This window comes from Nonomuraea sp. NPDC049695 (assembly GCF_040674955.1).
Classification (GTDB): Bacteria; Actinomycetota; Actinomycetes; order Streptosporangiales; family Streptosporangiaceae; genus Nonomuraea; species Nonomuraea helvata.
Genome location: NZ_JBFANV010000014.1, coordinates 65,336 through 92,235 on the forward strand (window position 1 = coordinate 65,336; position 26,900 = coordinate 92,235).

Consider the following 26,900-nt stretch of genomic DNA (forward strand, 5'->3'; position numbering starts at 1 on the left):
GCCGACGGAGGTCCGGCGCATCCTGATCGCCTAGGGATTTCCCCAGCGTCTACCGCACGGCGGGGGAAGGCGCCGTGCTCTCGAGAGGCGGCTGCTCAGAGGGTGCCGAGGTGGGCGGCGGTGTGGCCGTCGGCGGCGCGGACGTGGCCGGCGGGCCGTGCAGGGGCGCGGCGGGCGCCGTGCCGCTCGGGGCGGTGCTCGCGGTGACCTGCGTGCTGATCGGGGACGGCGTGGGCGAGAGAGCCGGGGGTCGCGCGCCCGACGGTGCGGGCGTGACCGGGCGGGAGCGCGGCTGCCGCCAGGCCGGCTCGGTACGCCGCTCCTTGGGTCCGTGCCGTCTGCTGGGCTCGGCCTTCGCGCGGGTCTTGCCGTTCACCTGGTCGGCCACCGTCTCCCCGGCAAAAATCTGGTAGATCAGGACGCCGCCGAAGCTGATCGTGAACACCAGAGCACCCGCCGCGCCCAGGCGGAGCCACCTCAGCCGCCTGCGCGGCGGCTCCGGCGGCGCCCCTGTTTCGAAGCGCTTCCGCCAGCCGGTGGCGGTGTGCTGCTTGACCTTGTTGCCGGTGCGCCGCAGGTAGTGGGCGTAAATGTCGGTGCCGACCGTGGTGGCCACGCTCATCACCGCCGCGCCGATCACCGTACCCGCCACTCCCAGGTAGGAGGCCATGACCGCGGCGGTGAGCGCGGCCAGGGCGCCGCCGGCGATCTGTGCGACGCTCAGCCGCACCCGGCGCGGCTTCCCCCGCCCGTTTCGGGTGGTGCTCGTGCTCCTGCTGCCGGTCGGGGTCTTTCGCCTGGCGGTCATGCCTCCGCTGGCCAGCCTTCCTCGTGATCGGCGCGAGCGCGCCTGGCGTGGTCGGTGCTCGCGCCCGGGTCGATGACCCAGCGGGTACGGGGATCGAGGCCGGCTCACAACTCGGACCACAAGGGCGAAAGGTGGCACGCCAACCATGGCCATGACGGCCGAGCGGCGGCTCCCGGGCGCTGCTGGGACCAGCCACGATGGCATGCCCGGGCAAGGCCGCCGGCCGTGGCGCGCGGCGGCCTGCCCTCCTCCTGATCAGGACGTTGCCATCTTTGGGACATCCGTCGCTCACCGGCACCCTGGGCACGACACCGCCCAACCATCCGATTGCGGTCGCCGGCGTTGAGGCTTTCCCCGCTGTGGGGGGCCGTCCCAGGCGCCCTGGGACGGTGTGACGTCAATGCTTCGCGGAAGCCGGGGCGTTGGTTGCGGGCGCCGGACGGGAGTCAGGGGATGAGCAGGGTCTTGCCGAGGGCCGTCCGCGCCTCGATGGCGGCATGGGCCTCGGCGGCGCGAGCCAGGGGGTACGTCTGGCCGATGACCGGGCTGAGGCGCCCCGCCGCGGCCTCCGCCAGGGCGTCGGCGGCGAGCGCGCGCATGGCCGACGGCGAGGCGAACAACCGGCGGCCGGTGATCAGATCGACGCCGCGCCGGAGGAACTCGGCGGAGGACACGTCGGTGACCGATCCCCCGGCGGCGCCGAACATCAGGAAGCGGCCACCGGGCGAGACCAGCCCGAAGGACGTGCGGCCGATCTCGCCGCCCACCCCGTCGTAGGCGACCTGGACGCCCGCACCGCCGGTCGCACTGCGCGCCCGGTCGTCCCAGCCCGGCTCGGTGTAGTCGAGGGTGACGTGGGCGCCGAGCTTGGCGGCCAGGTCGAGCTTGCGCCGGGAGCTCGCGGTCGCGATCACCTGGGCTCCGGCGCCGAGGGCGAGTTGCACGAGCAGGGTGCCCAGGCCGCCGGCGGCCGACTCCACCAGCACCCACTCGCCGGGCCGCGGTTCCGCCGAGCGGTGGAGGCCCAGCGCGGTACGGCCGTCCGCCAGGAGCGCCACCGCGTCGTTCAGGCCGAGCCCGTCCGGCACGGGGATCAGGCCGGCGGCCTCGGCCACCGCCTTCTCGGCATAGCCGCCGGAGCCGCCCAGTGACGTCACCACGCGCCGACCGGCGAGCGCGGGATCGGCCTCCGGGCCGACCGCGATCACGGTGCCGCCCACGCCGTTGCCGGGGATGATCGGCGGTACGGGCAGTGGCACCGGCGCGCTGCCGGACCTGATCTGCGTCTCCACGAACGGGATGCCGATCGCGGCCACCTGGACCACCACCTGGCCCGGCCCGGGCTCCGGGTCGGGCGCCTCGCCGGGCACCAGAACCTCCGGACCGCCGAACTCCCTCAACCACACAGCTCTCATGATTCCTCCTGCAGCTTTTATCGGAGCGTATCGCTCCGACAAAAGCATCGGAGCGATCCGCTCCGAATGCAAGCCGCTCTCAGAGAAGGAGGGGACGCTACTCGTCGGCGGGAAGGGAGAGCGTGGACACGAGGACGTAGTCGACCCGGACGTGCCGATAGGTCACGTCCTTGTCCACGCGGTCCGGCAGGTTGGTCCGGTCGCTGCCGGAGCTCGACTCGCGCTCGGGGCTGCCGGTGAAGTCGACGCGCGTTCGTGGCACCTCGCCGAAACGGAGCTCGTCCGCCTTCACCGTGGCCGTGAGCTCGATGTCCGCCGATTCAGGCGGCACCGGCTTGCCGCTGCCGGCATTCATGAGCCACCGTCCGGTCGCCGCCGGAGGATACGAGATCGCCGGGGCCGCTCCTCAGGTTCGGGCTCCTCCTCGGTGCGACGGCGGACGGGCCTGCCCTCGCGTACGGGACGCTTGGCGGGCCTTCTCGCCACCCGCTCCCGGTCGTCGGCGGGCTCGCGCTCATGACCACCGGCGACTTCCCTCGCCGTGTCACCCACGGATCCGGCCGTCTTTCCGACCTCCTGACCGACGTCCTCCACGGCCGCACCGGTCTCCCGGCCGACCTCCTCCACAGCCCCGCCGGTCCCCCGGCCGACCTCCTCCACAGCCCCGCCGGTCCCCCGGCCGACCTCCTCCACAGCCTCCCCGGCTCCATGGCCGACGTCTTCGACGGCCTGCCCGGCGCCACGGCCGAGGTCCCGCACCGCGCCCCCGGCGCCCACGCCCACCTGTTCCACGGCTTCACCGGCCCCGCGGCCGAGGTCGCCGACGGCCCGGCCGGCGCCGCCGCCGACGTCGCGAACGGCCGACCCCAGGCCGCGCGTCAGATGCTCGAGGATCTGTGGGTTGTCGTCGATGGTCTGCAGCACCCTTTCGAGGATCAGGGCGACGTTGTGCAGCCGTACCTTGAGCAGTGCCTGCGCCTCGACGCCCTTGATGTCCAGCTCCACCCGCCCGAGCGCCACGTCGGCGCCGACATTGAGCCGGAGCAGGTCGAGGACCTCGGCGCTCAGCGACACCCGCGCCCGGAGGTCGTTCACCTCGAGATGGATCTCCTCGACCTTGACGACGGGAACGTCGAGGAGGACGTCCGGCTCGTCGCTCGGCTCGCTCGGCGCCACCTGGTCGTGCCGCTCCCGCTCACGCCTGCCGGCCCCGCGGTCGAGGTCCTTCCGTTCGCGCCGGCTCCAGAATTGGTATCGGCGCGGTTGCTTACCTGCACGGTCGTCACCCATGAGACCGCCTTCGGTTTCCGGGTCTGAATCCCTCCCTGCAGGATATCGAAATCGCCCGAAACGCTACAAAAGGCGCGCAAAAGAACATAATCCCACCCAGGAGGCGAGAGCCCATGGTCGACGTGTTCGCGAAATGCCGGCTGCCTGAGGCGTACCAGTTCGTCAAGGACCTCGGCGTCTATCCCTATTACCGGGCCGTCCAAGAGCGGCCGGGCGAGGGCGAGGTCGTGATCGACGGGCGGGTGCTCGTACAGGCGGGCTCCAACGACTACCTCGGCCTGTCGGGTGACGAACGCGTGAAGGCGGCGGCGGTCGAGGCGACGCGGCGGCTGGGCACCGGGACCGGCGGCTCACGCCTCAGCAACGGCTCGCTCACCCTGCACGAGGAGCTCGAAGGACGGCTGGCTGCCTTCCTGGGCCGGGAGGCGGTCATGGTGACCAGCGCGGGCTACCTGGCCAATCTGGCCCTCGCCGCGCTGATCGGGCCCGGTGACACGGTGATCGGCGACCGGCTCGTCCACGCCTGCCTGATCGACGCCGTACGCGTGGGCGGAGCGCGGTTACGCCGCTACCGGCACAACGACATGGACCACCTCGAACGGCTCCTCGACGCCGGCGATCCCGATGCGGGGCGGCTGATCGTCACCGAGGGCATGTTCTCCACCTCCGGCAGCGTGTGCGCGCTGCCGGGCATCGCCAAGCTCGCCCGCGCGTACGGCGCCCGCGTCGTCATGGACAGCGCCCACGACGTCGGCCTGCTCGGCGCGAACGGGCGGGGCGCGGCCGAGGAGCAGGGGCTGGAGGGCGCGGTCGATCTGCAGACCATCACCTTCTCCAAGGCACTGGGCACCCTCGGGGGCGCGGTGGCCGGCCGCGCGGAGATCATCGCCTACCTGCGGCACTACGCGCGGTCCATGGTGTTCACCGCCGCGCTGCCCCCGGCGTGCGCCGCGGCCGCGCTGGCCGCCCTGGAGATCATCGCCGCGGAGCCGGAGCGCCGCCACCGCCTGCGGGCGACGGCCGAGCGGTTGAGCGGGGAGCTGGCCGCGATGGGGTACGCGGTCGTTCCCTCCCATCGGCCGGTCATCGCGGTGCCGGTCGGCGACGACCTGCTCTGCTTCCGGCTGTGGCGGGAGCTGTTCGACGAGGGCGTCTTCACCACCGCCATGATCTCGCCCGGAGTCCCGCCCGGCCAGGCGCTCATCCGGGTCAGCATCACCGCCACCCACACCGATGCCCAGGTGGAACGCATCGTGTCGGCGTTCGCCGCCGCCGGGGAGCGCCTGCGGCTCTTCTCCGATGCGCAGGGACGGCCAATTGAAACAAGTTACAGTCAGCCCTTAGGCTGGAGGGCATGATCCTGGACCGCTTCCAGATCACCGGCGCCGCCGCGATCGTCACCGGCGCCGGCCGGGGCATCGGCGCCGCCACCGCCGTCGCGCTCGCCCAGGCAGGGGCGGACGTGGCACTCTGCGCCCGCACGGAAGAGCAACTCCGCGCGGTTGCCGACCAGGTGGAGAAGGCAGGCAGGCGAGCCCTGGTCGTCCCCGGCGACCTGGCCGTGCCGGGCGCCGCCGAGGCGCTCGCGGAGCGGGCCGCGGACGCCTTCGGGCGGCTGGACATCGTCGTGAACAACGTGGGCGGCGCGCTGCCCCGCGCGTTCCTCGACACGAAGCGCAAGCATCTCGAGAACGCGTTTCAGTTCAACGTCGGCGTCGCGCACGAGCTGACCAGGGCCGCCGTCCCCCATCTCCTCCAGGGCGGCGGCGCGGTCGTGAACATCTCCTCCGCCGTGGGCCGCGTGGCGGGGCGCGGCTACCTGGCCTACGGAACCGCCAAGGCGGCACTCGCGCACTACACCCGGCTGGCCGCCCTCGACCTCGCCCCCGCCGTGCGGGTCAACGCGGTGGCCGTCGGCGCGGTCGCCACCTCCGCGCTCGACATCGTCATGAACGACGAGGCCATGCGTACCCAGATGGAGCAGGCCACGCCGCTGCGGCGGATAGGCGAGCCGGAGGACGTGGCGGCCGCGGTGCTCTACCTGGTCTCCCCGGCCGCGCGCTACCTGACCGGCAAGGTGCTGGAGGTGGACGGCGGCATCGACCAGCCCAACCTCGACCTGGGGCTGCCCGACCTCTCATGACCTGACGGCTCATACGGCGACGGGAAGGTCCGTACGCCGGTGCAGGGACTCTGCGGCGTTGATGAGCATCTTCGTCGCGTGGGCGAGCATGGGGTTGGGGTCGGTGGCGCGGCACACGGTGAAGACCCGGCGAACCTGCGAGGGGTCGCTGAGCCGGAACACGCACACGTCGCGCGACTCGATCATCGCCAGCTCCGGCACGATCGCCACCCCCAGCCCCTTGCGTACGAGCTCGAAGGGCAGGTTGTAGTCGTTGGTGCGGAACAGCACGTCGGGATCGAAGCCGCTGGCCGCGCAGATGTGCGACAGGTTGAGCGAGGCGTCCATGCCCTCGGTGTAGGAGATCCACCGTTCGGCGGACAGTTCGCCGAACTGGATGCGCTTGCGGCCGGCCAGCCGATGGCCGGTCGGCACCAGCACGTAGAGCGGCTCCTCCATGATCAACGTCATGTTCAGGTCCTTCGGCCGGCTGTGCGGCACCATGCCGTACTCGAAGACCACGGCCAGGTCGAGCCGGCCCTCGTTCACCGCGGGAATGGTCCTGTGCGGATCGCCCTCCTCGTAGCGGATGTCCACGTTGGGGCGGTCGCGAAGAAACTCGGCGAGCACGGCGGGCACCAGCCGGAATCCGGCGGACCAGAAGCTGCCGAGCCGCAGTCTGCCCCGGTGGGCGGTGGCGAAGGACCGCATCTCCTCCTCCGCCGCCTCGAGGTCGGCCAGCAGCCTCGTGGCCTTGCGGGCCAGCTCGGCCCCCGCCGCGGTGGGCCGGATGCTGCGCGGCAGGCGCTCGAACAGCTGGACGCCCAGGGTCCGCTCCAGCGAGGAGACCTGCTGCGAGATGGCCGACGGGGTGAAGCCGAGACGCTTGGCGGCAGTCCTCAGCGAGCCGGTGGCGACCACTTCACGGATGGCCTGCAACTGCGCCGGGGTAAGCATCGATCCAACTTAACAGTACGGCGATGAGCATCACCAGATCGCGAGCCAAAATGCGGCCACGCGATCGCCTGTCTGGCTCGGCTGGCTGGTGAGATCGAGGAAGAGGATAAGGACGACTGAACAGGATGTGCACCAATGCGCATGCTCGCTCACCTTGTCGTATCTAAACGGACCCCCAATATTGGTGTTTACGGAACGTAGTAGTACTGAGCCAGAGAGGGGGTGTCCTGCGCGATGCGGTCCACCCAAGCAGCCGCCGCAATCGGCCTGGCGGGACTCCTGTCCCTGACCGCTTGTTCGGGAGGCGGCGCTGCTTCCCAGGCGGCCGCCCCGGCGCAGCAGAAGAGTCAGGAGTTGCACGACCTTCTGCCCGACAAGATCAAGAAGAGTGGCACGCTCAACGTCGCGGCGGGTCACAACTACCCGCCGCTGGTCTTCCTCGACACCGACAACAAGTCGGTCATCGGCCTGGAACCCGAGCTGATGAAGGCCGTCGGCCAGGTGCTCGGCGTCGAGGTGACGTTCAGCCAGGCCAGCTTCGACAGCCTCATCGCCGGCGTGCAGGCACGCCGCTACGACCTGGCCATCCAGGCGATGCTCGACAAGCCAGAACGCCGCGAGAAGGTCACCTTCGTCGACTACTTCAAGACCAGCAGCTCGCTCCTGGCCACGGAGAAGGACGCACAGGCGATCAAGTCGCTCGACGATCTCTGCGGGAAGACGGCCGCCGTCGAGCAGGGCACCGCCCAGGCCGACGACGCCGAGCAGCAGAGCAAGAAGTGCACGGCGGCGGGCAAACCGGCGGTCAAGGCGCTGGTGTTCCCCGACACGGTCGGCTGTCTGCAGGCCGTCTCCACCGGCCGGGCCAACGTCTTCATCGGCGGCACGCCCACCATCACGTACCAGGCCGAGCAGTCCGGCGGCCGGATGAAGCAGGTGGGCGAGCCCTACCGCTTCCTGCCGTACGGGATCCTCGTCAACAAGGAGGACCAGAACCTCTCCAAGGCCGTGCAGCAGGCGCTGCAGAAGCTGATGGAGAACGGCTCCTACGCCAAGATCCTCGACAAGTGGAAGATGTCGTCGGGCGCCCTCGACAAAGCGGTGATCAACGGCGGCGAGTCGTGACCACGACCCGGCAGACCGCGCCCCCGGCCGCGCAGGAGCGGATCCAGGCCGTGCCGCTCCGCCATCCGGGGCGTTGGGTGGGCGCGGCCGTCCTGGGCTTCCTGGCGATCTTCCTGCTGCAGGGGTGGGTGGCCAACCCGCGCATGCAGTGGGAGGTGGTCGGCGAGTACCTCTTCTCCCCCGCGGTCCTGAGCGGTCTCGGCACCACGCTGCTGCTCACGCTGCTCGCCATGGTGGTCGGCATCGCGGGCGGCGCGGTCCTGGCCGTGCTGCGCATGTCGCCCAACCCCTTGCTGTCGGCGCTGAGCGCGTTCTACATCTGGATCTTCCGCGGCACACCGCTGCTGGTGCAGCTGCTGTTCTGGTACTTCCTGTCCGCGGTGGTGCCGAAGATCGGACTCGGCGTGCCCTGGGGGCCGACGTTCTTCGAGTTCGACACCAACCAGATCATCACGCAGCTCGCCGCGGCGGTGCTGGGCCTCGGCCTGCACGAGGCGGCCTACATGGCCGAGATCGTGCGTGCCGGCATCAGCTCCGTCGACCCCGGCCAGACGGAGGCGTCGCAGGCCCTGGGCCTGACCCGCTTCCAGACCCTGCGCAAGATCATTCTTCCGCAGGCCATGCGCGTCATCATCCCGCCGACGGGCAATCAGGCCGTCTCCATGCTCAAGACCACCTCCCTGGTCTTCGCCATCGCCGTACCAGAGCTCCTGACCTCCATCCAGGGCATCTACTCCAGGAACTTCCAGCAGGTCCCCCTGCTCACGGTGGCGTGCTTCTGGTACCTCGTGGCCACGACCGTCCTGAACGCCGGGCAGCACTACATCGAACGCAGGTTCAGCCGATGAACACCCTCATCCGCGCGGAAGGCGTGCACAAGCGTTACGGGACGCTCGACGTGCTCAAAGGCATCGACCTGGAGGTCGCGGAGGGAGAGGTCCTGGCCGTGATCGGCCCGTCCGGGTCGGGCAAGTCCACCTTCCTGCGCTGCATCAACCACCTCGAACGCATCGACGCCGGCCGCCTCTACTTCCGCGACCGCCTGATCGGCTACGAAGAGCGCGACGGGAAGGTCTACGAACTGCCCGACAAGGCGATCGCCGCCCAGCGGGTGGACATCGGGATGGTCTTCCAGCGCTTCAACCTCTTCCCGCACATGACCGCGCTCGAGAACATCATGATGGCGCCGATCATGGTCAAGGGGGAGCAGAAGGACGAGGTGCGCGAGCGCGCCCACGCCCTGCTGGCCAGGGTGGGGCTGGCCGACAAGGCGCACAGCCGCCCCGACCAGCTCTCCGGTGGCCAGCAGCAGCGCGTCGCCATCGCCCGCGCCCTGGCGATGCGGCCCGATCTCATGCTGTTCGACGAGCCGACCTCGGCCCTCGACCCCGAGCTCGTGGGCGAGGTCCTGGACGTCATGCGCGACCTGGTGCGCGCTGAGGGCATGACCATGATCATCGTCACTCACGAGATGGGATTCGCCCGCGAGGTGTGCGACACCATCGTCTTCATGGACGACGGGATCGTCGTGGAATCCGGGCCACCCGGCGCCGTGCTCGGCGAGCCCCGGCACGAGCGCACCCGGGCATTCCTCAGCAAGGTTCTCTGACCCCACCAAGGCCCCAGCAAGGCTCTCCGGCCCCCGAAGGAAAGATATCCACGTGTCCCGCGTCATCGTTCTCGGCGCCGGAGTGCTCGGCGCCTCCGTCGCCTACCATCTGGCCGTCGCAGGGGTTCAGGTCGTCGTCATCGAAGCCGGCGGCCCCGCCGCGGGAACCTCCAGCGCGACGTTCTCCATGGACGTCACCCATCTGAAGACCCCGCGCACCTACTACGAGCTGAACCGCGCCGGCGCCGCCCTGCACGCCACGCTGGCAGAGGAGCTCGGAGGCACGTCGTGGCGGCACCCCATGCCCGCCATCCAGTGGGGTGACAGCGAGGAGAGCCAGCGGGGGCTCAGGGAGCGGGCCGTCCGCCTCAGGTCCTGGGGGCATCCCTGCCGCATCGCCGACCCGTCCGAGCTGCGCGAACTCGCCCCCGCCGTCGACCCCGCGGCGTGCACGGCGAGCGAGCTCGTGGTCCACGACCAGAGCGCGTGGTACGACGCCCCGCTCTTCGTTCAGCGCCTGCTCGACCGCGCCGCCACGCTCGGCGCCGACATCCGGTACGGCCTGCGGGCGAACGCGCTGATCCGCCGCGGCGACACCGTCACCGGCGTCGAGACCGGCACGCGGCGCTGGGAAGCCGACTGGGTGGTCAACTGCACCGGCCCGGACGCCGACCGCGTCGCGGCGCTCGCCGGCACCGACCTCCCCATGAACCGGATCCCCGGGCTGGTGGGCGAGAGCACCCCCGTCCCCGAGCTCCGGCTCGACGCCATCCTGGCCACGCCCGAGGTGGACCTGCGCCCCGCCCCCGGAGACCGGATCTGCTCCATCTCCTGGCCCGTCGACGCGCTGCTGCCCGCTCAGAGCGACGACGCCCTGGCCGAACGGTTGCACGCCGGTGGCCAGCGCGTCCTTCCCGCGCTGCGCACCGCCCGGCTGGCCGGCGTCCGCCTCGGCGTCCGGCCCGTGCCGGCGGACGGACTGCCGCTGGCGGGCACGCACCCCGGCGCACCCGGCCTCTACCACCTCGTCACCCACAGCGGCGTCAACCTCGCGCCCGAGCTCGGCCGCCTCGCGGCTCAGGAGATCGTCAACGGTGAGGGTCCCGATCTCGCCGAATACCGCGTCACTCGCGGCGCCACGACATCCGTGCAGGACGAGAGCCTGACCCTCATGACCACCCGCTGACCTCCGCCCGGCCCTCCGTGGAGCACCCGGCCACCAGCGACGACGTTCACCTGGCCACGGGAGGCGGAGCCCGTGGCCGACGGGCCGGGCTATGGTGGCCAGGTGGATGAGGTCAGCGTCTCCCGAAGGAGATGACGAACGGGCATTCGGGCCCGTGCCGGTCGTTGCGCGCCTCGTAGGAGTCCAGGTATTCGCCGTTGCGGCGCACATGGATGAGGTTGCCGTCGAGCGTGCACCGGTTGCCGGACGCGAGGAGGTCGGCGAGGGGGTCGCTGTGCTCGACCGGATAGAGGGATTCGACGCTCTCGTAGTCGATGTTCACCTCGTCCGCCGACCGGGTCACGGTCTCTCCGGTGAAGCCGTACATCCGCAGTTCGGAGACGCACAGCAGCGGTTTGGCGCTTTTCCGCTCGATCTCGTCGGCGTACGCCGGCAGCTCGGCGCGGATGACGTCGCGCAGGCGTGCGGCGTACTGCCGGGTGGAGGCGCAGGTGTAGGAGCACGGCATGTACGCGATGAGCCCGTGCACGCGGTGCCGGATGAACGGGTTGCACAGCAGCGACGGGTCGCCGCGGGTGTTGCGGAGCGCCGCGTAGTAGGTGTTGTCGTCGTTCCAGTTGTTGCGGGCCCGGAAGAAGTCCTGGCAGCAGCGGGGATAGCCGAGGGCGTCGCCGAACTTGTCGTGGTCGGCCCGGTGCTTGTTGACGAGTTTGCCGTTCACGATCAGCGGATACCAGCCCGCCGCCACCACGCGGTCGAGCGCTGCGCTGTCGCGGGCGATGAAGACGTGTGCCTCGGTGCCCTCGGTCAGCGCGGGGGCGAAGGCGGCGCGGGTGGTGGTGAGCTGACCCGGCGGAACCTGCGCGAGCTGCGCGGAGAACCGGTCGAAGCAGGCGTCCACGTGATACCGCAGTCCGAGCTCGCCGACCAGGGCGAGGAACGGGTGCCAGCCGTCCTCGGGGATCCACGCGTCCATCGCGGGTTTCAGGCCATGAGCCACGGCGATGAGGGTCGGGAGCTGGGCCCCCGCGAGCGTCGCCGCGACGAAGTTCCAGTAAGGGCTGCCGCGCAGTTCGGCTTCCACCGGCTCTGACACCGGCAGCAGCACCGAACGGGGGTGGGCGGGAGGTGCGGACGGCAGCATGAGGATCGGCGCTGCTGACGGCCGTATGTCCTGGTCGGCGGCGGGCGGTTCCGCCTTGGCCATGAGCTGCTCGGTCTGGGTGAGGATGTGCAGGGCCTCGTCACGCCGCCCCAGATGCCGCAGTGCGAAGGCGTAGCACTGCCAGAAGTACGGGCTGCGCGGATCCAGCCCGACGCAGGAGGCGTAGTGCTCGGCCGCCGCGCGATAGTCGCCTCGCACGTACGCCACATGCGCGGCCGCCAGGTCCGCGGTCAGTGACGTGCCGGGCGTGACGGACGGCAGTTCGACGTCCTCCGGGAGCGCCCGGGCCGCCTCCAGCAGCGAGTCTCCCGGATACCAGCGCCGGACGACGCCGTTGGGGACCCACTGTTCGGGCAGGCCCAATGTGCGCAGGACGCCGGCCGCCGCGGGATCCGGCAGAACCGGCGCCGGCTCGTCCAGCATGGGCGAGGGCGGGTTGCGTTCGTCCCAGCGCGCCCGGTGCGCCGCGAGGTCGGCGTCGATGCGGCGGCGGTCGCCGGGCGGGGGCAGCGGCAGCCCGTCGGCGCACTCTTCGGCCCACGCGGCGATCTCCGCGACGAACGCCGTACCGAGCGGCGACAGGATGGCGTGCTCGCGCAGCCCGTCCAGTCCCACGCGGATCTGGCGGCCGATCCGGTAGGCGCGAGCCACGACCTCCTCGGGCGGCATCCCTCCCGCGTCCGGGAGGTCGAGCAGGCCGCGGTGGAAGTGCGCGGCCATGGTGAAGCTGTACACCGCGTGCAACAGGCCGGTGAGCGGCCGGGGGTCGTCCCGCCAGGGCGAATAATGCAGGGGCTCGCCGGCGTCGTCGACGATCAGAGGGACGATCGTCATGATCGCGTTGAGCTTCTGGTGCCCGTACTCATGCACGAGCGCCTCGACGATCGACAGTGGCCTGCCCAGGGAGAGCGCGACGAGGCCGGGCGCTTCGCGGAAGCTGCCGCTGAGATGCCGCCGTTCGTCCGGGGAGTGGACCGGGACGATCACGTTGACTCCGCCGGACAGCTCTTCCGCCAGCGGCTCGGACACCCGGGCGATCAGGTGCAGCTGCTCCTCCAGGGTCGCGCGCCAGCGCTCCGCGGCGGCCGGGTCCAGGTCGGCGAAGGAGAAGTCGGCGCGGCCGCCGAGCCGCAGGTCGTGGTCGAGCCAGTTGAGCTCGATGCCGCCGGACAGCCTGGGGACCCGGAACGACGGCGGGTCGCCGGCGAACGTCGCGTCCTTGACCGCGAGCCGGGCACGGCGGCGAGGCTCTCCCATGGTCAGCGTCAGGCCAGCGCCGGGCAGGCTGACCCGGCCGTGGGCGTCGGCGCGGACGGTCGCGTCCAGCTGCCCCGTTCCCGCCAGGTACAGCGCCGCGCAGGCCGGGCGCGCGAATTCCCGGAGGTGGGGAACGAGATGGACGTCGGGGAAGCGTTCGTGGGCACGCCGGCGGACCAGGTCCCAGGCCACCTCGACCCAGAAGGCTGTGCTGGGATGGCCCAGCACGCGCCGCTGGACAGGTGCGGCCGCCTCGGTCAACGCTTCGAGGCAGCCGGGGAACCCCGACGCGGCCAGCACCGGCTCCGGCAGCAGGGAGGCCAGGCGCCGCACTCCGACGAGCGTGTTCAGGTAGCGCGACGCGAAGACGGCCCGGGTGGTGTCGGTCCACCCGCCGGGCCTGGCGAACGCCGCGATGGTCGATTGATCGAGCCGGGGAGTCACTGGATGTGCCCTTCGTCGCGCCTGGCCAGGCTCTTCAGGTCGGTGCGGACGGTTCCGACAATGGTGCGGATCAGCTTCATCAGGTCCGCGCAGTACACCGACGGGTTGGCGAACCCGTTCTCGTGCGAGTAACGCTGGGGGAAGTAGCCGCCGCCGCAGATGCGTACCAGATCGCAGGCCCGGCAGGTGTCACTGAGGGTCGCCCACGCGTTCTGCCGCGCCTGGACCTTGGGGGAGGTCAGCGCGTCGTCGAAGCTGTGGTCGAACAGGTTCATGCCGAGCTGGCAGGCGCCCGGATGGGTCACCTTGAGCGTGTCCACGGCCTGGATCTCGCCGTTGGTCTCCACGACCACGAAGTCGACCGGCTGCAGGCCCCACTCCTCCGAGCTCTGCGTCGCGCCGAGGAAGAGCGCGATGATGTCGCGGAAACGCCTGATCCTGATCGGCTGGGGCTTCTCGGCGTACCAGACGTCGAAGATCGGCAGGAGCCAGTCGGCGTACGGCGTGGCCTCGGGGGAATCCTTGCCCGGCGGCCTGCGGTCGTGGTGGCCGAGCGGCAGGAGGAAGTCGACCGACGACGGGCCGAGCGAACGGAAATACGAGTAGGTTTCCAGCGGATCCGCGGCCAGGTCGACGACCGCGAGGATGCCGCCCCACAGCCGGGGCGCCGTCTGTAACAGGGCGATCGCCCTCTCCACGGCCTCGAACGAGGAACGGCCCGCGTGGTCGAGCCGGTGCAGATCCTGGACCGAACGGGGGCCGTCCATGCTGAGCCCGAAGGAGAGCTCCCACTCCTGGCAGAAGGCCAGGACCTGCTCGGTGTACAGGACGCCGTTCGTCTGCCCGTTCCAGCGGATCCGGACGTCAGGCGCGTGCCGGACGACCGTCTCGAACAGCGTCCGCAGATAGTCCACGCCGAGCAGCAGCGGCTCGCCGCCGTGCAGGATGATGTCGGCCTGCGGCAGGCCGTGGGCCAGGGCGTGCTCGTTGATCCGCTGTCCCAGCCGGGCCGCGGTCTCCACCGACATCCGGTGTGGCTGCCCCCGCCAGGACTGATCGGCGTGGTGGTAGACGTAGCAGTAGTCGCAGTCGAGGTTGCACCGCGACGCCACCTTGCAGATGAATGACTTGAACGGCTCGGCCTCAGACACGTCCGGACCACGAACTGAACGAGCTGAATGAGCTGAACGAGTCGAAGGAACTGAACGAGCTGAAGGAGTCGAACGAGCTGAACGCGCTGTGCTGGCTGTGCTGGCTGTGGGCGCTGAAGGCGCTGAACGAACCGAACGCGCTGTGGCGGCTGTGCGAGCTGAACGCGCTGTGCCGGCTGTGCGAGCTGAAGATCTGCCCGAGCGTGCCGCCGGCCATCTCCTGCGGGTAGAGCTCCGTCAGGATCTGCCCCAGCACCGTTCCTTCCAGTTCCTCGACGGAGCTCAGGTCGTACTCGCCGAGCTCCAAATCGATGCCCTCGAGAGAGATCTCCTCGCCATCCGATGACTCGGCCATCCGAAACCTCCAGAGCTGGACATCCCTTTGGGGGACTTCGCCCGATACGAGGCAGCAGGGTCTGCAGACATAGCACAGCAACTCCGCGTGATTAGTCAAGCCTAAGGAGTAGCGGCCGCCGTCAGAGGGCGAGCGCGCGGACCGCGTCCTCGTCCACGCCGATCCCCAGGCCGGGGCCGGTGGGCACGTGGGCGACGCCGTCGGCGACGGTGATGACCGGATCCGTGGCGTAGGGGCTGGTGATGAACTGCCGGCCGTTGAGGTCGACCGGCGTGTCCACGCCGAACGCGGCGAACAGGTGGAGGGAGGCGGCCAGCCCGATGTCGGACTCCGTGAGGCCCGAGCCCATGATCGCCAGGCCGGCGTCCTCGGCGAGCTGGCACTGGCGCAGCGCCAGGGTCAGCCCGCCGCAGCGCTGCACCTTGGCGACGGCGACGTCGATGGCGTCGAGCCGGACGAACGTCGCCAGGTCGCTCGGGTGGCGCAGGCTCTCGTCCACGGCCACCGGGATGGGGCTGGCGTCACGCAGGCGGCGCAGGCCGGCGATGTCGTTGGACGGCAGCGGCTGCTCGAAGACGGCGACGTTCAGATCGGCCAGGCGCCTGGCCACCCGGAGCGCGACGGCGGCCGTGTAGCCCTGGTTGGCATCCACCCAGAGCACGGCGTCGGGGGCGGCGGCGCGCACGGCCTCCACGATGGCCACGTCCTCGTCCTCGTCGTGCAGGCCGACCTTGACCTTGACGTGGCGGTAGCCGTGCGCGCGGCCCTCGGCCACGGAGCCGGCGGCCGCGTCCGCCGACTCCGTGGCCACGATCCAGGCCATCTCGATGGTGTCGCGCCTGCGCCGGCCCCACAGCTCGCCGAGTGACACACCCAGGCTGCGGGCGTAGGCGTCGTGGCAGGCCACGTCGACCGCCGCGCGTGCCAGCGGCATGCCGATCGAGAAGCCCTTGCTGATGGTGCGGTCGAAGGCGCGGCAGAGCCCGTCCAGGTCCCACAGCGGACGGCCGACCGCCGCCGGTGCCAGGTAGCCCTCGATGGTGGAGACGATGGACTCGATGGTCTCGTACGTCCAGGAGGGGATCGGGGTGGCCTCGCCCCACCCGGCGGCGCCGTCGTCGGCCGTGACCTTCACCAGGACTCTGACGGCCGGACGGCCGCCTTGGACGACGGAGCCGCCCGCGACGGCGAAGTCGCGCAGCGAGGGCAGGGCCACGGTGAAGGTTTCGACGCGTGCTATCCGGTTCACGTTTTTCAGTACCATTCGGATTTGTCGACCAGATTGATCAGTTCGCGCCCGGCCACGAAGCGCCGGGCGTTCTCCAGCAGTACGGCGAAGCGCCGCTCGTCGGCGTGTGGCCCCACGCCCGCCACGTGCGGGGTGATGATCACGTCGGGACGCCGCCAGAGCGGGTGATCGGCGGGCAGCGGTTCGGTCTCGAAGACGTCCAGGGCCGCGCCGGCCAGGTGTCCCGCGGACAGGGCGGCGACCAGGTCGTCGAGCCGCAGGATGGGCCCGCGGCCGATGTTGACGACGTACGCCCCGGGCTTGGCCAGCGCCATCCTCCGCGCGTCCATCAGGCCCTCGGTGGCGGGGGTGTGCGGAACGGTCAGGATGACCAGGTCCGCCTCGGGAAGCAGGCGGTCGAGGCCGTCGGCGGGCAGCACCTCGGCGAAGCCCGGCACGGGGCCGCCGCGCCGGGCGTCCACGCCCACCACCCTGGTGCCGAACGCCGCCAGCAGCCTGCCGACCTCGGCCCCGACCGCGCCCACTCCCACCACCAGGGCGGTGGCCTCGCCCATGGAGAGCACGGCGCGGTCGTCCCAGTCGGGCGCCCAGCGCGCGCCCGCCTGTTCGCGGGCGTACCGGGGCAGGCCTCTGGCCAGCGCGAGCACGAGAGCCAGCGCGTGCGCGGCCACGTGGTCGGTGTAGGTGTCACGCATGTTGGTGACCTGCACGGGGTGCGCGACCAGGGCCGGATGGTAGAACCCCGGAGGCGGCCCGGCCTGCGCGGCCTGCAGCCAGCGCAGCCGTCCGGCGTGCGCCAGCAGGTCCGCGGGCAGGGTGCCGTAGGCGGCGTCGGCCTCCGCCAGCGCCTGCTCCACCTCCTCCCGCGTCTCCGGCCGGCGCACGACGAGCTCCGGCACCGCCTCCTCCAGCCGGGCCCGCCAGTCGGCAGTGGCCGGATCGTGCGGCGGCAGCAGCACCAGGGTGGTCGGGCTCATGCCCTCAGCGCCAGGCCGGACTCGGTGATCTCGTACAGCAGGGGCTCTCCCGCGACGTAGCGGGCGAGTTCCTCGGCCATCGCCTCCCCGTGGCGGCGCCGCTCGTGGCCCAGGCTGCCCGCCACGTGCGGGGTGACGACGATGTTGGGCATCGTGAACAGCGGCGATCCCGCGACGGGCGGTTCCGGGTCGGTGACGTCGAGTACGGCGAACAGGTCGCTCCGCCGGCCCAGCACGTCCACGAGCGCGGCCTCGTCCACGAGGCCGCCGCGGGCCGTGTTGATCAGGGTGGCGTCGGGCTTCATCGACTCCAGCAGCTCGGCGCCGACGAGGCGCTGCGTCTCGGGGGTGAGCGGCGAGTGCAGGCTGACCACGTCGGAGGTGGCGAACAGCTCCTCCAGGCCGACGAGGCGCACGCCGAGCTCCTTCGCCTGCTCCGGGTCGGCGTACGGGTCGAAGGCCTGCACGTCGAGGCGGTGGTGGGCGAGCAGCCGCGCCGTGGCCCGGCCCGTGGCGCCGAGCGAGACCAGCCCGACCGTCGCACCGTAGGCGCCCAGTTCGGGTCCGCGCGGTGCGGTGGCGGCGGCGGCACGCGAGGCCAGCACGTAGCGCCAGCCGTGCTTGAGCGCGTACAGGATCTGGGAGAGCGCGAACTCGGCGACCGGAGTGGCGTTGGCGGTGGCCGCCGAGGTGACCCGGACTCCCCTGGCCCACATCTCGGGGGTGACCATCGACTTGATGGAGCCCGCGCCGTACAGCACCAGGGAGAGCTTGGGCGCGGCGGCGAGCAGCTCGGCGTCCAGCTTGGGCGCTCCCCACCCGGTCACCAGCACCTCCAGGCCGGCGAGCACGTCGGGGGTGATCCGGTCGGCGGCGAGAAGGGGCGACGTGATGGTCAGGTGCTGCTCGATCGCCTCCCGGGCCTCGGGGCCGTAGACGTCGTCGAAGCGGTTCGGGTCCATCACGTACAGGCCGTTCAGCATGAACTCTCCTTCAGGCGAGCCGCGGCTCGCACGCTGGCCAGGCGGGCGGGTGAGCCGAGCCCGGCGTGGTAGTAACGTAGCTGCCGCGCTCCCCCGGCGACGAGGTCGGCGGCAAGTGCCGGGATCCGGGCGTGGCCGTCCTCCAGCACGGTGAGGTTGGCGACGAGGGGCACGTCGGTACGGCTCGCCGCGGCCTTCACCTGGGCCAGGGCCGCCTCCTCCTGGCCCCAGCACTTGAGCACGTAGGCGTCGACCGGCGCGTCGAAGGTGGCCAGGTCGATCCCCACGTCGGGGCCGGTGACCTGCGGGTCGTCGGTGGCCATGAGCAGCAGCTCGCGGCCGCCGGCCAGCGCCGCCACGGCCCGGACCAGGTCACCGATGACCTGGCCGCGGTGGCCGTACAGCGCCTGGGCGCGCTCGCGGCCGAGCACGTCGTCCAGGCTCGTCCCGGCCGGGACCCCCTCCTGGAGCTCTCCGTCCACGGCGGCGCGCACGTCGCGCGCCAGCTCCTCGACGTCCAGGCCGCGCCCGGCCAGCCCGGCCCGGCAGGCCGGGCAGAGGCAGATGGACAGCAGCGCCCTGCCGCAGGCGGACAGGTGGGCGCCGGAGGTCTTCTCGTGGTGGCCGGCGTGCTCGGCGCCCAGCCAGCCGCACGCCTCCAGCATCAGCGCGGGCACGTCGTACTGCTCGCAGACCTCGCGCACGAGGGTGAGCGCGTACTCGTGGACGTCGGGCTGGGCGGGGCAGAGCGCGTAGGGGTAGGGCTCGCCGTAGGCGTTCCTGACCGTCAGGTCGGGCGCTTCGCGGCCCAGCACCGTGGAGTGCGTGAGCACCATCCAGGCCTCGGCCCGCAGCCCGGCCTCCGCCAGCGCGGCCAGCGCCGTGCCGAACCTGTCCTCGTCGGGCACCCCCCAGCTCGGCGGGTACGGCCGGAGCCGCCCGCGCCAGCGGTCGGGGCGCAGCCGGAAGTAGGCCGCCGCGTGCTCGGCCTGCACGACGCGGTGGCGTGGATGCCACGGGGTGATGGCCCGGACCGAGTGGTAGGCGGCCTGCAGGGTCACCGTGCTCACGCCGAGACCGGCGATGCGCTCGGCCCCCGCGGGGTCGCCCACGACGTCCCAGGTGTAGGCGAAGGCCCCGTGCCTCATCTTCAAGTGGAGTGTCACCCCTTCGTGGCGCCGGCCAGGCCGCGCGTGAAGTAGTTCTGGAAGAAGAGGAAGATCATCAGCATCGGCAGGAACGAGATCGTCATGCCGGCGGCGAACCCGGTCCAGTCGGTGGCGTGCTCGCCCTGGAAGGACAGCATCCCGACGGCGAGGTTCTGCAGGTCGGGCTGTCCGAGCGTGAACACCAGCGGGATGTTGAACTCGTTCCAGCTGCTGATGAACTGGAAGATGACCACCACCGCGATGACCGGTTTGGCCAGCGGGAGGATGAGACGGAACGTCTTGAGGAAACCGGCCCCGTCGAGCTTGGCCGCCTCGAACAGGTCGGTCGGGACGCTGGAGAAGAACCCGACGAACAGCAGGACGTAGAGCGCGCCGGCGCCGCCGGACATGGCCAGGATGACCCCGGCCCGCGTGTTCAGCAGGCCGAGGTTCTCGATCAGCACGAACTGCGGGACGATGATCGAGGCGACCGGGATGAAGAGGGTCCCCACGATCATCCGGTAGAGCAGGGTGCGGCCGGGGAACTCGTACCTGGCCAGCACGTAGCCGCACAGGGCCGCCTTGATCAGTTCGATGAGGGTCGAGGCGACCGAGTAGAGCACCGTGTTGAAGAAGTATCCGGAGAACCCGGCGTTGACCCAGGCCCGTACGAAGTTGTCGAAGTTCAGCTGGTCGGGCACGAGGCTCGCGCCGCTGGTGAACATCCCCGCCTGGGTCTTGAACGCGGCCGAGATCGTCCACAGGAAGGGATAGACCCACACGAGCCCGACGACCAGCAGGATCGGCAGGGCGATGAGGTTGGCCCGCACGGCCTGGCTGCGCCGGGGGGTCTGAGTGCCGTCTGTCTTGGTGCCGGTGGTCTCTGTACCGTTCGTCCTGGTGATCGTCGCCATCAGACGCCGTACTCCTTCCTGAGCCGCTGGGCCCGGCGGACCGCGACGCCCTGGGCGGAGACCACGACGAAGGCGATGACCGAGAACAGCAGGGCCGCGGCCGAGGCGTAGCCGTAGGCGAACGGCACCGTGCCGAAGGCGTTCTGGTAGATGAAGTAGGACACCACGTAGGTGCTGGTGCCGGGCCCGCCCGCGGTGAGGGTGACGACCAGCCCGAAGACGTGCATGGCGTTCACGAGGCCGAGCAGGGTGATGATCACGGCGACCGGCTTGATCATCGGCAGTGTGATGCGGGTGAGCTTCTTCCACTCCCCCGCGCCGTCGATGGCGGCCGCCTCGTAGACCTCCTCCGGCACGTTCTGCAGCGCCGCGATCCAGTAGATCATGTACTGGCCGAAGATCTGCCAGATGGAGACGAGCACGAGCACGAGCAGCGCGCTCCACCGGTTGGCGAACACGTCGAACCCCTGGTCGACCAGGCCGAGGTCGCGCAGGATCGCGTTGAGCGCGCCGTTGGACGGGTTGAGCAGGTAGGTGAAGACCAGGCCCGCCATGGCGACGGGGATGATGAGCGGCGCGAAGAACACCGTCCGGAAGAACCGCTTGCCGCGCAGCCACTTGCGGGTGAGCACGATCGCCGCCAGCAGCGAGATCGGGAGCTTGATGGCGGTCGTCAGCAGGGCGAAGATCAGCGTGTTGACGACCGAGAGCCAGAAGAGCGGGTCGGCCAGGATCGTGCCGTAGTTGCCGACCCCGACGAAGTGGTCGATCGGGCCGATGCCCGACCAGTCGAAGAAGGAGTAGTAGATCGTCGCGAGCAGCGGCCAGATGGTGAAGCCGAGGTAGAGCAGGAGGAAGGGGGCCAGGAAGACGATCAGCCAGACCCTGTCGAGGCCGCGGACACGCTCGCGTGAGTGATCGGCGCGTTCGGGCGCGCGCCCGGCGGGCGACCGGTCCCCTTCCGTCGCCCTCTCCCTGCCGGGGGCGAGGGCGGTGCCGGTGGTTGTCATGGATGTCCTCACGAGGGAGAAGGGGGCGCCGCCCGCACGCGATGGCCGGCGGCGCCGTCCGGGTCAGCCGCGGTACTTGTCGGAGGTGTAGTCCTTGGTGTGGTCCCAGTCGGAGAAGGTGTAGCAGTCCATCGACACCTTCAGGCCGGCGGCCGCCTCCTGCTTGAGCCCTTCTTCAAGGGCGGCCTGCCGCTGCTTGACGATGGCGGCGCCCACCGTCGCCAGGGACTGGCCGCTGACCAGCGCCTCGCCCATGGCCTCCCACTCCCCGTCGGGGCTCTTCGCCAGCGCGTTGACGTACGCCTTGGACTTGGCGATGTCCGGGCACTTGAGCAGCGGCACGGGGAGCTGGACCCGGTAGCCCGGCTTCGATCCGATCTGCATGATCTGCTTGAGCGCCGGGTCGGTGACCATCTTCTCGTTGTCGACGTAGGCCAGCGTGCCGAAGGCGCTCTTGTAGTACTGCTTGACGAAGTAGCCGTTGGGGTCGGTCATCCACTGGATGAACGTCCACATGGCGTCGGGATGCTTGGTCTGCGAGCTGACCCAGTACTTGTTGGTGTCGTACTTGCGGCCGGCCGCGCCGGTCTGCCCGCCGTCAGGGTCGACGCGCGGCGCCACCACGTACTTGTCGCTGCTGAAGCCCTGGCTGGCCCACACGCTCGGCAGCCAGGTGCCGTCGAACATGATGCCGGCCTGCCCGGCGGCGAACTGCTGGCGGGAGAAGTTCTTGTCGTTGGTGCCCGGCGCCAGGTACCCGGCCTTGCTGAGCTCCTGGATGAAGGCGAAGGTCTTCACCTGGTCGGGCTGGGTCAGGTCGAACTTGCCGGTCTTGTAGTCGAAGAACTCGTCCGTCGAGACGCTGCTGATGAGCCCGTACCAGATCCGCTGCATGTCCACGCCCTTGGTGGGGGCGGCGATGCACTGCGCCTTGGTCTTGGCCTTGATCTGCGCGCAGGTGTTCTTGAGGTCGGACCAGGTCTTCGGCGGGTTGTTGACGTCCAGCCCGGCCTGCTGGAAGACCTGCTTGTTGAGGAACATGTAGCCGGAGCCCCAGTACAGGTTCTCCGAGAACGGGAAGCCGTAGGTCTTCCCGTCCTGCACGTTGATGCCTTCCAGGAAGGAGCCGTCCGGCCAGCGCTTGGCGAAGTCGGCGGGGACGGTGCCGCCCGGGCTGAGCGGGCGGATCCACTTCTGGTCCAGGAGCTGGGAGAGCCCGGTCGCGTTCCAGTAGAACATGTCCGGCGCCTGGTTGCTCTGGAAGGCCAGGGGCAGCGTCTTCATGTAGTCGTTCTGGGTGATCGAGCGCCACTCGATCTTGATATCGGGATGTTCCTTGGTGAACTGGGCGCCGATGTCCTTGTGGAAGTTCACCTGTTCGGCGGAGAAGTCCCAGATCTGCAGCGTGGTCTGCGAGCCGCCGCCGCCGCTGTTGCCGTTGCTCGATGTGCCGCACGCAGCCAGGAGCACTGATGCCATGGCCGCGGTGATCATCGCGGTAGTGCCACGAGGTTTCATGGAGCCCTCCCAAGGGGCCGGAGGTGCTGGGGCAGCTGGTAAGCGCTTGCCCGGGGGGTGGGTCCGAGAGTAACCCCGGCTCATAATCTGATTCAAGGCTTGTGAGAAAGCGGTTTCAGATGGATGCTCGGCCATGATGCCTGTCAACCGGCATCTTGAATCGATCGCTACAAGCGCTTTCTGAGATTGGGAGTACGCGTGCGCCTGCTCGCCTTCACCAAGCCCTTCGGCCCCATCGACGCCGCCTCGCTGGCCGAGGCGGTGGCCTCGGTGGGCGCCAAGGGAGCGGATCTCCTCGTTCGTGAGGGGCAGACGGTCAGCCCCGCCGACCCCGGCGGCATCGCCGTCGTCGCCGCGGAGCTCGAGCGCCGCGGCCTCACCCTCGACATCGTCACCACCGACATGCTCGACGCCGGCGCGGACGCCGAACGGATCATCGCGGCCTGCGGCGAGAGCGGCGTCCCCCTCGTGCGGGCGGGCTTCTACCGCTACGACCCCGCCACCGGATACCGACGCCAGCTGGAGGAGTCCAGGGCCGCGCTGTCCCGTCTGGCCGGCCTCGCCGCCCGGCACGGCGTAAAGCTGGCACTCCAGCTGCATCACGGTACGATCCATCCGTCCGCCTCGCTCGCCCTCGCACTCGCCGGCGACCTGGACGAGGTGCGCTTCTACGCCGACCCCGGCAACCAGGCCAAGGAGGGCAGCGAGGCATGGGCTCTCAATTTCGATCTGCTGGGCGACCGGATGGTCTGCATGGGAGTGAAGAACGCCGTCTGGCGGTCCACGGCGGACGGCTGGGTGTGCGAGTGGCAGCCGTTCGCGGACGGTGGCGTGGTCCCGTGGCCGGAGATCATCCCCGGGCTGCGCGCCCGCGGCTATGCCGGCCTGCTGTCGCTGCACGTCCACTACCCGGCGGCCGACCCGGTGGCGGCCGTACGGAAGGATCTCGATCATCTGCGCGAGCTGCTCGGCTGACGGGCGCCACACGGGGGTAGGAGGAGCAGGTGCGTAATGTGCGGCAGGGCCGCGCGCCACGGGTGACGATCAGCGACGTCGGGGCGGCGGCAGGGGTGTCGGCCTCGACGGTCTCCCGCGTGCTCAACGGCACGGCCAAGGTCGATCCCTCGCTCGCGGAGCGTGTCCACGACGCGGTCAGGCAGCTGGGCTACCGGCCCAACGCCGCGGCGCAGGGTCTGGCCCGCGGGGAGTGGGGCACCATCGGCGTGCTGGTCCCCAACCTGGCCAACCCCTACTTCCCCGACGTGCTCAAGGCCGTCTCGGCGGTCGCCCACTCCCACGGGCGCCGCGTCATGGTCATGGAGTCGGACGACGACCCCTCGATCGAGCAGGGCCTGGTCGAGGACCTGATGCGCAGCTGCGACGGGGTGCTGCTCTGCTCCTCCCGCATGGAGCGCGCCGACCTCGTCGCGCTGACCGCACGGGACCACCCGCTCGTCCTGCTCGACCGGATAGTCCCCGGCATCGCCGCGCCTGCCATCTCCGCCGACTTCTTCGGCGGGATGATGCTGATCTGCGGCCACCTGGCGCAGCTGGGCCACCGCCGGGTCGCCTACCTGAGCGGGCCCGAGGTGTCCTGGGCCAACGCCGAGCGGATCAGGGCGCTGGAGGCCGCCAAGGCGTTCGGCATCTCCGTCACCATCCTGCCGTGCGGGTCCACCAGCCGCTCCGGATACGAGGCCGCCGCCGAGGTGGCCGGCACCGGCGCCACCGCGCTCACCACCTACAACGACCTGGTGGCCCTGGGGGCGGTGACCCGGATGCGCGAGCTCGGGGTGCGGGTGCCCGAGGATCTGTCGGTGGTCGGGTTCGACGACATCGCACTGGAGCACGTGGCGCACACGAGCCTGACCACGGTGTCGGTGCCCCGCGGGCAGCTCGGCAGGCAGGCGGCCGAGATGCTGGAGGCCCTCATGACCGAGGGCCACGACGGAGAGCCGGTGAGCCTGCCGATGGAACTGCACGTCCGCGACAGCAGCGCACCGCCCCGGGTGACCGTCTGACTGTTGACAAGTGAGGGCGACGGCGGGAACCCTGTCCTGAAAGCGCTTTCCCAGCGGAGGAGAGAGAACCCGTGGACACCGACGACCGCGCAGGGCGGCCTGGCGACGACCGAGACGACCTGAGGCGGCAGGTGTTGGACCTGGTCGATCCGCTGATCTCCCGGTTCAGCCCGGGCAGGGGGCGGCTGCGGCTGGGCTTCAACACGGCGCACTACGACAATGCGGCCGCCGAGCTGGAAGCGTTTGCACGCCCGCTGTGGGGGCTGGCGCCGCTGGCGGCGGGCGGCGGGGCGTTCGATCACTGGGAGCTCTGGCGCACGGGGCTCGCCGCCGGGACCGACCCCGAGCACCCCGACTACTGGGGCGCGGCCTTCGACCGCAACCAGCGGCTGGTCGAGACCGCCGCCCTCGGCCTGACGCTCGCCCTGGCCCCCGAGCAGATCTGGGACCCGCTGACCGGCAGGCAGCGCGACACGGTGGCCGCCTGGCTGCGGCACGCGGTCACCGTGGAGCCGAACGACAACAACTGGCTGTGCTTCCCGGTCATGGTGGGGCTCGGGCTCGACCGCGTCGGGGTCGCCCACGACCACGACGCCAACGCGGCCAGACTCGACCGGCTGGAGGAGTTCGACCTCGGACGCGGGTGGTACACCGACGGGCCCAAGTGGCAGCGCGACTACTACATCCCGTTCGCCATGCACTACTACGGCCTCATCTACGCGGCGCTCGGCGACGACGAGGCCAGGGCCGGGCGCTTCCGCGAGCGGGCCGCGGCGTTCGCCCACGACTTCCAGCACTGGTTCACCAGCGAGGGGGTCGCCGTCCCGTTCGGCAGGAGCCTGACCTACCGCTTCGCGCAGTCGGCGTTCTGGGGGGCGCTCGCCTTCGCCGGGGTCGAGGCGCTGCCCTGGGAGGTGACCAAGGGGCATCTGCTGCGGAACCTGCGCTGGTGGGCTGATCGGCCCATCCGCGACACCTCCGGGCTGCTCACCATCGGCTACGGCTACCCGCAGCCGCACATGGCCGAGCAGTACAACGCGCCAGGCTCGCCGTACTGGGCCATGAAGGCGTTCCTGCCGCTCGCCCTGCCCGCGGAGCACCCGTTCTGGGCCGCCAAGGAGGCCGACGCGCCCCCGCTGCCCGACGTCAGCACCCAGCCGGAGGCCGGCGTGGCGCTGATGCGCTGCGAGGAGGGCCGGCACGTGGTGCTGCTGAGCGCGGGGCAGCACGCCCCGTGGGCGCGGCACGGCGCGGCCAAGTACGCCAAGTTCGCCTACTCCACGCGTTTCGGCTTCAGCGTGCCGGCCGGGACGTTGGGGCTCGAGCAGGGCGCCTTCGACAGCACGCTGGCGCTCAGCGAGGACGGTCTGCGCTGGCGTCCGTGCGAGCTGCCGCACGACGTCTCCGCCTCCGACGGCGTCCTGTACGCGCGCTGGACGCCCTGGGACGACGTGGAGATCGAGACCTGGCTGGTGGCGCTGCCCCCGTGGCACGTGCGGGTGCACCGGATCAGAACCGGGCGGGCGCTGCGCACGGCCGAGGGCGCCTTCGCGGTCGACCGGGACCGGCCGCCCACCCGGGTCGACACCGGTCCCGGCCTGGCCAGGCTCGACTCACCGCACGGCCTGTGCGTGATCGCAGACCTCTTCGGCCGGCGGGAGGGCACCCTCGTCACGGCCCTGCCCGGCACCAACGTGCTCGCCCCGCACACCACGATCCCCACGCTGACGGGTGACCTGCCGCCCGGCGAGCACCTGCTGGCCTGCGCGGTCATCGGCCTGGAGGCCGCCCGCGGGGGCGCGGGCGGGTGGCCGGAGCCTCCCGTGTGGGATTCCGTCGAGCCCCTGCTCGACCCGGCGCCTACTCGGACACCCCAGGAGGGATGAGCTTGTAGTCCGGGATCGTGGGCCTCACCCGCTGGTACGCCTGCTCGTCCGCGTCCGCCGCGGCGGCCTCGGGGATCTCGACGCGCCCGAGGTAAGGCCCCTGCAGGCAGTGGTCGCACCAGAAGTGGGCGTCGCCGACGAGCAGGTGCGGGATCCGGAGCCGGTACACCAGGCGGAGGCAGGCCCGTCCGCAGTTCGGGCAGTGCCCGGAGATCGCTCCGGGCAGCTCGTCACGGGCCTGCTCGTAGGCATGAAGCCAGCTCTCCCATCGGAGTGCCTCGTCATGGGTGTTCGGCAACGGGGTCCACCT

Annotated in this window: 25 protein-coding genes; 9 read left to right on the forward strand and 16 right to left on the reverse strand. The window is 70.8% G+C overall.

All coding sequences use genetic code 11. The features are described 5' to 3' along the window. Positions 1-49: 49 nt before the first annotated feature. The 4 genes from AB0J64_RS15350 to AB0J64_RS15365 all read right to left on the reverse strand — a co-directional run bounded on the left by AB0J64_RS15350 (position 50) and on the right by AB0J64_RS15365 (position 3,513). A complete protein-coding gene (locus AB0J64_RS15350; RefSeq protein ID WP_364026416.1) occupies positions 50-808 on the reverse strand; it encodes a hypothetical protein in 759 nt (252 codons plus the stop codon). Between the two features lie 446 nt (positions 809-1,254). Continuing rightward, entirely contained in the window at positions 1,255-2,223 is a 969-nt protein-coding gene (locus AB0J64_RS15355; protein ID WP_364026419.1) for a zinc-binding dehydrogenase, read from the reverse strand. Positions 2,224-2,320: 97 nt separating this feature from the next. Continuing rightward, a complete protein-coding gene (locus AB0J64_RS15360) occupies positions 2,321-2,578 on the reverse strand; it encodes a hypothetical protein (RefSeq protein WP_364026422.1) in 258 nt (85 codons plus the stop codon). After that, positions 2,575-3,513 carry a hypothetical protein gene (locus AB0J64_RS15365; RefSeq protein ID WP_364026425.1) on the reverse strand — a complete coding sequence of 313 codons (939 nt, stop codon included), beginning with the start codon at positions 3,511-3,513 and terminating at the stop codon, positions 2,575-2,577. The genes AB0J64_RS15360 and AB0J64_RS15365 overlap by 4 nt, the downstream gene beginning before the upstream one ends. 113 nt (positions 3,514-3,626) lie before the next feature. On the opposite strand from AB0J64_RS15365, the gene AB0J64_RS15370 reads away from it, so the two are divergent. Continuing rightward, the gene (locus AB0J64_RS15370; RefSeq protein WP_364026428.1) at positions 3,627-4,871 is read left to right on the forward strand and encodes an aminotransferase class I/II-fold pyridoxal phosphate-dependent enzyme; all 1,245 of its coding nucleotides are present in this window, start codon (positions 3,627-3,629) and stop codon (positions 4,869-4,871) included. After that, positions 4,868-5,656: an SDR family oxidoreductase gene (locus tag AB0J64_RS15375; protein WP_364026431.1), complete on the forward strand. Its 789-nt coding sequence runs from the start codon at positions 4,868-4,870 to the stop codon at positions 5,654-5,656. The genes AB0J64_RS15370 and AB0J64_RS15375 overlap by 4 nt, the downstream gene beginning before the upstream one ends. A 9-nt stretch (positions 5,657-5,665) precedes the next feature. Here the strand turns inward: AB0J64_RS15375 and AB0J64_RS15380 are convergent, their stop codons facing one another. Continuing rightward, on the reverse strand, positions 5,666-6,592 hold the full coding sequence (locus AB0J64_RS15380) for a LysR family transcriptional regulator (RefSeq protein WP_364026434.1): 927 nt from the start codon (positions 6,590-6,592) through the stop codon (positions 5,666-5,668). Positions 6,593-6,946: 354 nt separating this feature from the next. On the opposite strand from AB0J64_RS15380, the gene AB0J64_RS15385 reads away from it, so the two are divergent. The 4 genes from AB0J64_RS15385 to AB0J64_RS15400 are packed head-to-tail and all read left to right on the forward strand — an operon-like array spanning position 6,947 to position 10,512. Continuing rightward, the gene (locus AB0J64_RS15385) at positions 6,947-7,717 is read left to right on the forward strand and encodes an ABC transporter substrate-binding protein (RefSeq protein WP_364026437.1); all 771 of its coding nucleotides are present in this window, start codon (positions 6,947-6,949) and stop codon (positions 7,715-7,717) included. After that, positions 7,714-8,565, forward strand: a complete 852-nt coding sequence (locus AB0J64_RS15390; protein WP_364026440.1) for an amino acid ABC transporter permease — start codon at positions 7,714-7,716, stop codon at positions 8,563-8,565. The genes AB0J64_RS15385 and AB0J64_RS15390 overlap by 4 nt, the downstream gene beginning before the upstream one ends. After that, positions 8,562-9,326, forward strand: coding sequence for an amino acid ABC transporter ATP-binding protein (locus tag AB0J64_RS15395; RefSeq protein WP_364026443.1), 765 nt, complete (start codon positions 8,562-8,564; stop codon positions 9,324-9,326). The genes AB0J64_RS15390 and AB0J64_RS15395 overlap by 4 nt, the downstream gene beginning before the upstream one ends. Before the next feature lie 52 nt (positions 9,327-9,378). Beyond that, positions 9,379-10,512, forward strand: a complete 1,134-nt coding sequence (locus tag AB0J64_RS15400; protein ID WP_364026446.1) for an FAD-binding oxidoreductase — start codon at positions 9,379-9,381, stop codon at positions 10,510-10,512. Between the two features lie 112 nt (positions 10,513-10,624). Here AB0J64_RS15400 and AB0J64_RS15405 read toward each other — a convergent pair whose 3' ends face one another. The 10 genes from AB0J64_RS15405 to AB0J64_RS15450 all read right to left on the reverse strand — a co-directional run bounded on the left by AB0J64_RS15405 (position 10,625) and on the right by AB0J64_RS15450 (position 22,644). Then, entirely contained in the window at positions 10,625-13,378 is a 2,754-nt protein-coding gene (locus AB0J64_RS15405; RefSeq protein ID WP_364026449.1) for an HEXXH motif-containing putative peptide modification protein, read from the reverse strand. Beyond that, complete coding sequence (locus AB0J64_RS15410) at positions 13,375-14,529, reverse strand: FxsB family cyclophane-forming radical SAM/SPASM peptide maturase (RefSeq protein WP_364026452.1); 1,155 nt, start codon at positions 14,527-14,529, stop codon at positions 13,375-13,377. Before AB0J64_RS15410 ends, AB0J64_RS15405 begins: the two co-directional genes overlap by 4 nt. Continuing rightward, on the reverse strand, positions 14,522-14,884 hold the full coding sequence (locus tag AB0J64_RS15415) for a hypothetical protein (RefSeq protein WP_364026455.1): 363 nt from the start codon (positions 14,882-14,884) through the stop codon (positions 14,522-14,524). Before AB0J64_RS15415 ends, AB0J64_RS15410 begins: the two co-directional genes overlap by 8 nt. A gap of 121 nt (positions 14,885-15,005) precedes the next feature. Next, the gene (locus tag AB0J64_RS15420; RefSeq protein ID WP_364026458.1) at positions 15,006-16,133 is read right to left on the reverse strand and encodes an enolase C-terminal domain-like protein; all 1,128 of its coding nucleotides are present in this window, start codon (positions 16,131-16,133) and stop codon (positions 15,006-15,008) included. A 5-nt stretch (positions 16,134-16,138) separates the two neighbouring features. Continuing rightward, a complete protein-coding gene (locus AB0J64_RS15425; protein WP_364026461.1) occupies positions 16,139-17,110 on the reverse strand; it encodes a D-2-hydroxyacid dehydrogenase in 972 nt (323 codons plus the stop codon). Then, on the reverse strand, positions 17,107-18,093 hold the full coding sequence (locus AB0J64_RS15430) for a hydroxyacid dehydrogenase (protein WP_364026464.1): 987 nt from the start codon (positions 18,091-18,093) through the stop codon (positions 17,107-17,109). Before AB0J64_RS15430 ends, AB0J64_RS15425 begins: the two co-directional genes overlap by 4 nt. Continuing rightward, the gene (locus AB0J64_RS15435) at positions 18,087-19,241 is read right to left on the reverse strand and encodes a hypothetical protein (RefSeq protein ID WP_364026467.1); all 1,155 of its coding nucleotides are present in this window, start codon (positions 19,239-19,241) and stop codon (positions 18,087-18,089) included. The genes AB0J64_RS15430 and AB0J64_RS15435 overlap by 7 nt, the downstream gene beginning before the upstream one ends. 14 nt (positions 19,242-19,255) lie before the next feature. Beyond that, positions 19,256-20,155, reverse strand: coding sequence for a carbohydrate ABC transporter permease (locus AB0J64_RS15440; protein WP_364026470.1), 900 nt, complete (start codon positions 20,153-20,155; stop codon positions 19,256-19,258). Then, a complete protein-coding gene (locus AB0J64_RS15445; protein ID WP_364026473.1) occupies positions 20,155-21,165 on the reverse strand; it encodes a sugar ABC transporter permease in 1,011 nt (336 codons plus the stop codon). The genes AB0J64_RS15440 and AB0J64_RS15445 overlap by 1 nt, the downstream gene beginning before the upstream one ends. Positions 21,166-21,228: 63 nt before the next feature. Next, entirely contained in the window at positions 21,229-22,644 is a 1,416-nt protein-coding gene (locus AB0J64_RS15450; protein WP_364026476.1) for an extracellular solute-binding protein, read from the reverse strand. 237 nt (positions 22,645-22,881) lie between these two features. Here AB0J64_RS15450 and AB0J64_RS15455 point away from each other — a divergent pair, with 237 nt between their 5' ends. The 3 genes from AB0J64_RS15455 to AB0J64_RS15465 all read left to right on the forward strand — a co-directional run bounded on the left by AB0J64_RS15455 (position 22,882) and on the right by AB0J64_RS15465 (position 26,590). Further along, complete coding sequence (locus AB0J64_RS15455) at positions 22,882-23,658, forward strand: sugar phosphate isomerase/epimerase (protein WP_364026478.1); 777 nt, start codon at positions 22,882-22,884, stop codon at positions 23,656-23,658. Positions 23,659-23,687: 29 nt separating this feature from the next. Continuing rightward, positions 23,688-24,704 (forward strand): LacI family DNA-binding transcriptional regulator, encoded by a 1,017-nt coding sequence (locus tag AB0J64_RS15460; RefSeq protein ID WP_364026481.1) that lies wholly within the window; start codon positions 23,688-23,690, stop codon positions 24,702-24,704. A 71-nt stretch (positions 24,705-24,775) separates the two neighbouring features. Next, entirely contained in the window at positions 24,776-26,590 is a 1,815-nt protein-coding gene (locus AB0J64_RS15465; protein ID WP_364026484.1) for a DUF2264 domain-containing protein, read from the forward strand. Here AB0J64_RS15465 and AB0J64_RS15470 read toward each other — a convergent pair. Further along, positions 26,565-26,888 (reverse strand): hypothetical protein, encoded by a 324-nt coding sequence (locus tag AB0J64_RS15470; protein ID WP_364026487.1) that lies wholly within the window; start codon positions 26,886-26,888, stop codon positions 26,565-26,567. The genes AB0J64_RS15465 and AB0J64_RS15470 overlap by 26 nt on opposite strands. Between the last annotated feature and the right edge of the window lie 12 nt (positions 26,889-26,900).

Bases quoted from the DNA above. Each gene is read 5' to 3' on its own strand.
- AB0J64_RS15370 (WP_364026428.1), top strand. From the start codon at position 3,627: ATGGTCGACGTGTTCGCGAAATGCCGGCTGCCTGAGGCGTACCAGTTC.
- AB0J64_RS15430 (WP_364026464.1), bottom strand. From the start codon at position 18,093: ATGCTGAACGGCCTGTACGTGATGGACCCGAACCGCTTCGACGACGTC.
- AB0J64_RS15450 (WP_364026476.1), bottom strand. From the start codon at position 22,644: ATGGCATCAGTGCTCCTGGCTGCGTGCGGCACATCGAGCAACGGCAAC.
- AB0J64_RS15360 (WP_364026422.1), bottom strand. From the start codon at position 2,578: ATGAATGCCGGCAGCGGCAAGCCGGTGCCGCCTGAATCGGCGGACATC.
- AB0J64_RS15375 (WP_364026431.1), top strand. From the start codon at position 4,868: ATGATCCTGGACCGCTTCCAGATCACCGGCGCCGCCGCGATCGTCACC.
- AB0J64_RS15440 (WP_364026470.1), bottom strand. From the start codon at position 20,155: ATGGCGACGATCACCAGGACGAACGGTACAGAGACCACCGGCACCAAG.
- AB0J64_RS15365 (WP_364026425.1), bottom strand. From the start codon at position 3,513: ATGGGTGACGACCGTGCAGGTAAGCAACCGCGCCGATACCAATTCTGG.
- AB0J64_RS15415 (WP_364026455.1), bottom strand. From the start codon at position 14,884: ATGGCCGAGTCATCGGATGGCGAGGAGATCTCTCTCGAGGGCATCGAT.
- AB0J64_RS15350 (WP_364026416.1), bottom strand. From the start codon at position 808: ATGACCGCCAGGCGAAAGACCCCGACCGGCAGCAGGAGCACGAGCACC.
- AB0J64_RS15395 (WP_364026443.1), top strand. From the start codon at position 8,562: ATGAACACCCTCATCCGCGCGGAAGGCGTGCACAAGCGTTACGGGACG.
- AB0J64_RS15445 (WP_364026473.1), bottom strand. From the start codon at position 21,165: ATGACAACCACCGGCACCGCCCTCGCCCCCGGCAGGGAGAGGGCGACG.
- AB0J64_RS15425 (WP_364026461.1), bottom strand. From the start codon at position 17,110: ATGAGCCCGACCACCCTGGTGCTGCTGCCGCCGCACGATCCGGCCACT.
- AB0J64_RS15435 (WP_364026467.1), bottom strand. From the start codon at position 19,241: ATGAGGCACGGGGCCTTCGCCTACACCTGGGACGTCGTGGGCGACCCC.
- AB0J64_RS15355 (WP_364026419.1), bottom strand. From the start codon at position 2,223: ATGAGAGCTGTGTGGTTGAGGGAGTTCGGCGGTCCGGAGGTTCTGGTG.
- AB0J64_RS15380 (WP_364026434.1), bottom strand. From the start codon at position 6,592: ATGCTTACCCCGGCGCAGTTGCAGGCCATCCGTGAAGTGGTCGCCACC.